General features: G+C 43.1%; 7 protein-coding genes. 6 read left to right on the top strand and 1 reads right to left on the bottom strand.

Annotated elements, in window-relative coordinates:
• The first annotated feature begins 170 nt into the window (after positions 1-170).
• Positions 171-737 (top strand): hypothetical protein, encoded by a 567-nt coding sequence (locus BLV00_RS18970; RefSeq protein ID WP_093046509.1) that lies wholly within the window; start codon positions 171-173, stop codon positions 735-737.
• Positions 738-800: 63 nt separating this feature from the next.
• Here the strand turns inward: BLV00_RS18970 and BLV00_RS18965 are convergent, their stop codons facing one another.
• Positions 801-1154: a helix-turn-helix domain-containing protein gene (locus tag BLV00_RS18965; RefSeq protein WP_093046508.1), complete on the bottom strand. Its 354-nt coding sequence runs from the start codon at positions 1152-1154 to the stop codon at positions 801-803.
• Between the two features lie 276 nt (positions 1155-1430).
• Here BLV00_RS18965 and miaA point away from each other — a divergent pair, with 276 nt between their 5' ends.
• From miaA to BLV00_RS18940, 5 genes are all read left to right on the top strand, one after another.
• Complete coding sequence (gene miaA / locus BLV00_RS18960; protein ID WP_093046507.1) at positions 1431-2366, top strand: tRNA (adenosine(37)-N6)-dimethylallyltransferase MiaA; 936 nt, start codon at positions 1431-1433, stop codon at positions 2364-2366.
• 39 nt (positions 2367-2405) lie between these two features.
• Positions 2406-2630 carry an RNA chaperone Hfq gene (gene hfq, locus BLV00_RS18955; RefSeq protein WP_093046506.1) on the top strand — a complete coding sequence of 75 codons (225 nt, stop codon included), beginning with the start codon at positions 2406-2408 and terminating at the stop codon, positions 2628-2630.
• Positions 2631-2753: 123 nt separating this feature from the next.
• Positions 2754-3689 (top strand): AAA family ATPase, encoded by a 936-nt coding sequence (locus tag BLV00_RS18950; protein WP_093046505.1) that lies wholly within the window; start codon positions 2754-2756, stop codon positions 3687-3689.
• A 72-nt stretch (positions 3690-3761) separates the two neighbouring features.
• Complete coding sequence (gene hflX / locus BLV00_RS18945; RefSeq protein ID WP_093046504.1) at positions 3762-4997, top strand: GTPase HflX; 1236 nt, start codon at positions 3762-3764, stop codon at positions 4995-4997.
• A gap of 20 nt (positions 4998-5017) precedes the next feature.
• Positions 5018-6274 carry a methionine gamma-lyase family protein gene (locus tag BLV00_RS18940; protein WP_093046503.1) on the top strand — a complete coding sequence of 419 codons (1257 nt, stop codon included), beginning with the start codon at positions 5018-5020 and terminating at the stop codon, positions 6272-6274.
• The last annotated feature ends 57 nt before the right edge of the window (positions 6275-6331 follow it).

The raw sequence follows: 6331 nt of genomic DNA, 5'->3' as shown, positions 1-6331 counted from the left end.
CGAACTGTTTCCCAGCCATCCCTTACTCTTTTTTGGTAAAGAACCTCTTTTACCTTGAAACTGAGTCTTCCATAATCCGGCCCTATAATTGAATAAGCTTCTTATGGAAATCAACAATAAAAATAATAACGTTTAAAGGAGCCAAAATAAAAGAAGTTAGGGGGATGAAAATGGTATTAAAGCTGAAAATAGAAAGTGATAGAACCCAATCCTGGCAGACAGAAGACTTATATGATGAAAAGAATAGACGAAAAGACATCACAAAGCTGTTCGAAGCCGCCAATGCCTATTATCAGGGGAATGATAAGACATATGCTTCAATAGGAAGAGAAGTGGAAGATTTGGATGAGTGGAGGATAGGCCTGGAGAATCTAATCAAACAATCTTACCATATAGCAAAACGAGAAGCGGATGACAATCCGGCATTGCATGCTATTAACGATGTTGCTTTCCAACTATTAGTCGTTTACATCAGTGACTATTTTAAAAACGATAATGCTCCATATAATCATTTTATTGATAATAAGCAGACCTTTATCGGAGCTGAACTGCTGCTTCAACAAGACGAAACAATTCGTTTTGACGGTGTCATGAAAGATGAAGAGCTGGAAGTAGTAGAGGAGGAGCTGACTCGTTACGAGCGGCTGATAAGCGCGCAATTGTTGGCACAACACCAAATCGTTTATCAATTGATTAAATCGGTTCTATTCAAATACAAGTTGACCCATCAACAGTAGGGAGAGGCAGCAGGGGAGCAGCAATCACCTAATTTACATAATATTGTACAGGTTATGTGTGTATTATTTTGATTGTCTGATGAACTGGAAAAAGTTCAATACCTGCTTAATCTCTTCCTGTGTCAATTCCTCCCATACATAGACATAGAAGAAATCAGTTTCATCAAACCCTTTATCCGCCAGCACATCGTTGATTTTTTTTAAGATGTCAAAGGGTTGATCACTTCTCCCCAAGAGATAATCGGTGGTACAATCCAGAGCGTCGGCGAGATCGAGAATATTTTGCAGACTCGGTGTCGTATAACCACGCTCCCAGTTCGAGATGACTTGTGAGGACTCTCCGACTTTTTCGGAAAGTTTTTTTTGTGTCCAATTGTGGTGGATACGAAGAAATCGAATACGTTCGGCCGTTACCATAAATTACCCCTCCTACCGCTATATTTTATCATGATAGCATGCGATAGGGTACTTGTTTATAAGATATAACGTAAACCGTTATCATCGAATTAACGTATCCCGTTAGCTGTGGATAAAGAAAACGATTACACACACCTAACGGGATACGTTAGTTTAGGATTAACCAAAATCGTTAGTGGATAACTGGATTGTTAATATATCAAGGGTTAGGCTATTTAACCATCATTATGTATAATGTTTGTATAATCTCTGGTGTGAATGAAAGGTGGATAACTTATGAAACCCACGGTTGTGTCCGTCGTTGGACCGACAGCGGTAGGTAAAACTAAATTAGGTGTAGAAATAGCAAAGCGTTTTAATGGAGAAGTGATCAGTGGCGATTCCATGCAAATCTATCGCGGGATGGATATCGGCACAGCAAAAGTATCCCAGGAAGAAGCGAATGGCATCCCACACCATATGATTGACATCAAAAATCCCGAGGAGTCATTTTCTGTTGCTGAGTTCCAGGAAAAAGTGACTGCTGCCATCGAAGATATATTATCTCGAGGTAAGTTGCCGATTATCGTTGGAGGGACCGGGCTTTACATACAGTCTGTCCTGTATGCTTTCAACTTTTCAGAACAGAAACGAAGCGTTGAAACCACGGAACGTTTGGAGGCAGAGCTGCAAGAGAAAGGAAAAAAAGCTCTGCATCAGTGCCTGGCAGAAATCGACCCGGAACAGGCGGAAAAAATCCACCCGAATAACGAAAGAAGGCTGATAAGAGCCTTGGAAATCTATGAGAGCACAGGGATGACCATGTCTGAATATCAAAAGAACCAATCGGAGGAATCGCCTTACCAGCCGATCCTTATCGGTCTCGAAATGGATCGTGAACATTTATACGATAGAATCAACAGGCGTGTGGATTTGATGATGGAAGAAGGGTTACTCGAGGAAGTGCATACCTTGTATGAGGCTGGCTTGGAGGAAGCTCAATCTATGAAGGCGATTGGCTATAAGGAATTCATCCCTTATTTGAGGGGAGAGTATGATTTAGAACGGGCGGTCGAATTATTAAAACGGAACTCGAGGCGCTACGCAAAGCGTCAATATACCTACTTCCGAAATAAGATGGATATACGTTGGTACACGATCTCTGAAGAGGATTATCTGGAAAAGTTTCAAATAATTTTAGGTGATTTAGCAGGAATGATCGAACAGACATAGAATTACATGTATTATAGATAGAAAAGAGGAGGAAGATTCATGGCTCAATCCGTTAATATTCAAGACACCTTTTTAAATCAGCTAAGAAAAGACCGCGTTCACGTAACCGTCTTTCTACTCAACGGCTTTCAATTAAGGGGAACTGTCAAAGCGTTCGATAATTTCACGGTTCTATTGGAGACAGATGGAAAACAGCAGCTTATTTTCAAGCATGCGATCTCAACATTTGCGCCCGCTAAAAATGTTTCTTTAGATAAAGAATAATAGGCAGTAAAACGGACGTCTCAGACGTCCGTTTTTTAGTGAAAAAATATCCCCTTCTTCCTGGGCGTTTGTCACACATACAGAAGGTTTTACGTATAGTGTTAAGGAATGAGGGGTGATCCTATGAGTTCCCAATCAATGACTAACCAACAAGGTCAAATCAATATCATCTTGCGGGATCGCAAGGAGCAGTTGGCTGAAAAGGCAGCAGCAAATCCGGCTGCTAAAACGAAAGCGGATCCCTTCCGTATCATTGATGATCATTTGGATTCGTTTATCGGTATGTCTCGCTTGAGGGAAAAAATAAAAGAGATCTATGCACAAGTTTTGATTAAAGAAAAACGGAAACAGGCCGGGTTGAATACAGAAAGCCAGGTGCTCCATATGATGTTCAAAGGCAACCCTGGAACCGGTAAAACAACAGTAGCTCGTGCGTTGGCGAGTATTTATTATGATATGAACCTGTTATCGAAAGGTCATTTTATTGAGGCTGACCGTAGTGATTTGGTAGGTGAATATATCGGGCACACGGCTCAAAAGACGAAAGACTTAATCAAAAAATCACTGGGTGGCGTCTTATTTATCGATGAGGCTTATTCGCTTGCCAGGGGTGGGGAAAAAGATTTCGGAAAAGAAGCGGTAGATACAATAGTGAAGTGTATGGAGGATCACCATAATGAATTTATTCTTATTCTGGCAGGATACCCTAAAGAAATGGCGCGTTTCCTTTCCTTGAACCCAGGCTTGAAATCACGTTTTCCGATCACCCTTGAATTTCCAGATTATTCTCCCGGAGAATTATTGGAGATAGCTATCGATATGGTTGCCATGAAAGATTATAAACTTTCCAATGAAGCCCAATGGAAATTGAAACATCATTTTCAACAGTTATTGCAGCGAAGCCCTTATAACTTTTCAAATGGCCGTTATGTACGCAATATCATCGAAGATGCCATACGTAAGCATGCGATTCGGATGATTCATTCCTCTTCGCATAACAAAGAGGCATTGATGACCCTGGAAGCGAAAGATATTATATTTGAAGAAGGTTGGGGATGATAATCATTATCCAAGCTAATGATCTTTTGATATGATGGTAGGAGATACCGTCCATGGAAAGAGGTAGAAATAATGGCAGAAAAAGAACAGGTAATACTGGTAGCACGAGCTGAAACCAGGCAGGATGATAAGCGGTTCCATTCCTCGTTGGAAGAATTGCGATCACTTACCGAGACAGCTGATGGTGTAGTGAAAAACACCTTTATTCAAAAACGGGACCGCGTCCATCCTGCTACTTACTTAGGAGAAGGAAAACTGCAGGAAATCAAAGCATACGCCGCTGAAAATGAAATCGATCTAGTTATCTTCAATGAAGAGCTTTCCCCAGGTCAGCTTAAAAATATCACCGATAGACTGGAAGTGCGAGTCATTGACCGCAGCCAGCTGATTTTAGACATTTTCGCTCAGCGCGCCAAGACAAAAGAAGGTAAGCTTCAAGTGGAATTAGCACAGCTTCAATACCTGCTTCCGCGGCTTGCCGGACAGGGGACTGAATTGTCCCGTCTGGGGGGCGGAATAGGGACAAGAGGTCCCGGGGAAACAAAGCTGGAGAGTGACCGCCGCCATATCAGACGCCGGATAGATGATATCAAGAAGCGGCTGTCTACAGTCGTGAAGCAGCGGGAACAGTACCGGAAAAGACGGAAGGAAAACAAAGCTTTCCAGGTTGCGATAGTCGGCTATACGAATGCCGGAAAATCAACGTTTTTCAATCGGGCGACAGAAAGTGACTCCTTTGAAGAAAACCTTTTATTCGCTACGCTGGATCCGTTGACCCGCCAGCTGCAGTTGCCTTCGGGCTTGCAAGTGCTGTTGACGGATACTGTGGGGTTCATCCAGGACTTGCCGACAACGCTGATCGCCGCTTTCCGATCGACTTTAGAAGAGGTTACCGAAGCCGATTTCATTCTTCATATGGTTGACGCTTCTCACCCGGATTACGAGCAGCATGAAAAGACGGTGTTGAAGCTGTTAGGCGAATTGAAGGCAGAACACTTACCGATGCTTACCGTTTACAATAAGATAGATCTGTTATCCAGCGATTTCATCCCGCATGCTTTCCCGTCGATTACGGTAAGTGTTCATGATCCGATTGATATCAAACGGATTCAAGATAAAATAGAAGAAACACTGATGAAAGAATGGGATAGCTACCATACTTTCATTCCAGCAGGTGATGGAAAGCAACTGCAGCGTTTGAAAGGAGAAAGTATCGTATCCTCGTTTCATTTTGACGAAAATAGAGAAGGGTATGTCTTGGCCGGAGCCATCCACCCGGACCATCCAATGAAACATCAATTATTATAAAAAAGGAAGTAACGACTACTATGAATATCGAAAAACTCGCAGCCCAATCAGAAGAAAAAATCCGTCCATTGCACACCTCTATTCAAACGATTGTAGAGACAAACCAACAACGGGTTTTAGAGGCATTCCGCCGTTTGAGGGTTTCAGACAGCCATTTCAATCCTACGACAGGGTATGGCTATGACGATTATGGACGAGATACACTGGAGGAGCTTTATGCTGAAATATTCGGCGGAGAAGATGCATTAGTGCGACCGCAGATTATTTCCGGCACCCATGCGATTACAACTGCGCTGTTCGGGGTGTTGAGGCCCGGGGATGAATTATTATATATTACCGGCAAGCCATACGACACACTTGAGCAGGTAGTCAGTGGGTCTGACGGAAAAGATATAGGATCCTTGAAAGATTACGGCATAAACTACCGCTCGATCCCGCTTACGGCAGCTGGCGCAGTAGATATGAAGCAGGTAAAATCATCGATTCACCAAGAGACAAAGGTGGTCGCCATCCAACGCTCGAAAGGATACGCGGACCGACCATCTTTTTCGATCGCCGACATAGCCAATATGATTCAGGAGATCCGATCTATTCACCCAAAAGCAATCATATTTGTAGATAATTGTTACGGAGAGTTCGTAGAAACGGAAGAACCACCCCATGTCGGGGCGGATTTGATTGCAGGGTCACTGATCAAAAACCCTGGGGGAGGAATCGTCCGTACCGGGGGATACATAGCCGGACGAAAAGATTTGATTGAATTATGCAGCTATCGCCTGACAGCTCCAGGTATTGGGAAAGAAGCCGGGGCCAGTTTAAACAGTCTCCAGGAAATGTACCAGGGCATATTTTTGGCGCCTCACATGGTCGGAGAAGCCTTAAAAGGCGCTGTATTCACTGCTAATTTATTAGAGAATGCAGGGTTTACGACAACTCCTGCCTTTGATACAGCACGTACAGACTTAATCCAAGCCGTCTCTTTCGATACAGCAGAGCAAATGGTAGCTTTTTGCCAGGCTATTCAAAAATACTCACCAGTCAATTCCCATGTCACCCCATACCCAAGTGCTATGCCTGGATATGAAAGTGATGTCATCATGGCGGCAGGCACCTTCATCCAGGGGGCGAGTTTGGAATTGACCGCAGATGGCCCAATCCGTCCACCTTACATGGCATTTGTGCAAGGCGGGCTTACGTATGAACATGTGAAGATTGCCGTGAAACTTGCTCTCAGGGAAATCATTGAGGCAGGTTTCCATCAAATCGAAATAGGGTAAAAACTGAGATGGAGAAGTTCATTTCAGTTTTTTTAATTTTTTATGTAAGATTTCTTA

The organism is Thalassobacillus cyri (genome assembly GCF_900107755.1).
Lineage (GTDB): Bacteria > Bacillota > Bacilli > Bacillales > Halobacillaceae > Thalassobacillus > Thalassobacillus cyri.
Note: the sequence above shows the minus strand (reverse complement) of the source record. Positions and strands in the feature narration are given on the sequence as shown.

Excerpts from the sequence above, each read along its gene's own strand:
- BLV00_RS18970 (WP_093046509.1), top strand. The coding sequence starts at position 171 with ATGGTATTAAAGCTGAAAATAGAAAGTGATAGAACCCAATCCTGGCAG.
- BLV00_RS18965 (WP_093046508.1), bottom strand. The coding sequence starts at position 1,154 with ATGGTAACGGCCGAACGTATTCGATTTCTTCGTATCCACCACAATTGG.
- miaA (WP_093046507.1), top strand. The coding sequence starts at position 1,431 with ATGAAACCCACGGTTGTGTCCGTCGTTGGACCGACAGCGGTAGGTAAA.
- hfq (WP_093046506.1), top strand. The coding sequence starts at position 2,406 with ATGGCTCAATCCGTTAATATTCAAGACACCTTTTTAAATCAGCTAAGA.
- BLV00_RS18950 (WP_093046505.1), top strand. The coding sequence starts at position 2,754 with ATGAGTTCCCAATCAATGACTAACCAACAAGGTCAAATCAATATCATC.
- hflX (WP_093046504.1), top strand. The coding sequence starts at position 3,762 with ATGGCAGAAAAAGAACAGGTAATACTGGTAGCACGAGCTGAAACCAGG.
- BLV00_RS18940 (WP_093046503.1), top strand. The coding sequence starts at position 5,018 with ATGAATATCGAAAAACTCGCAGCCCAATCAGAAGAAAAAATCCGTCCA.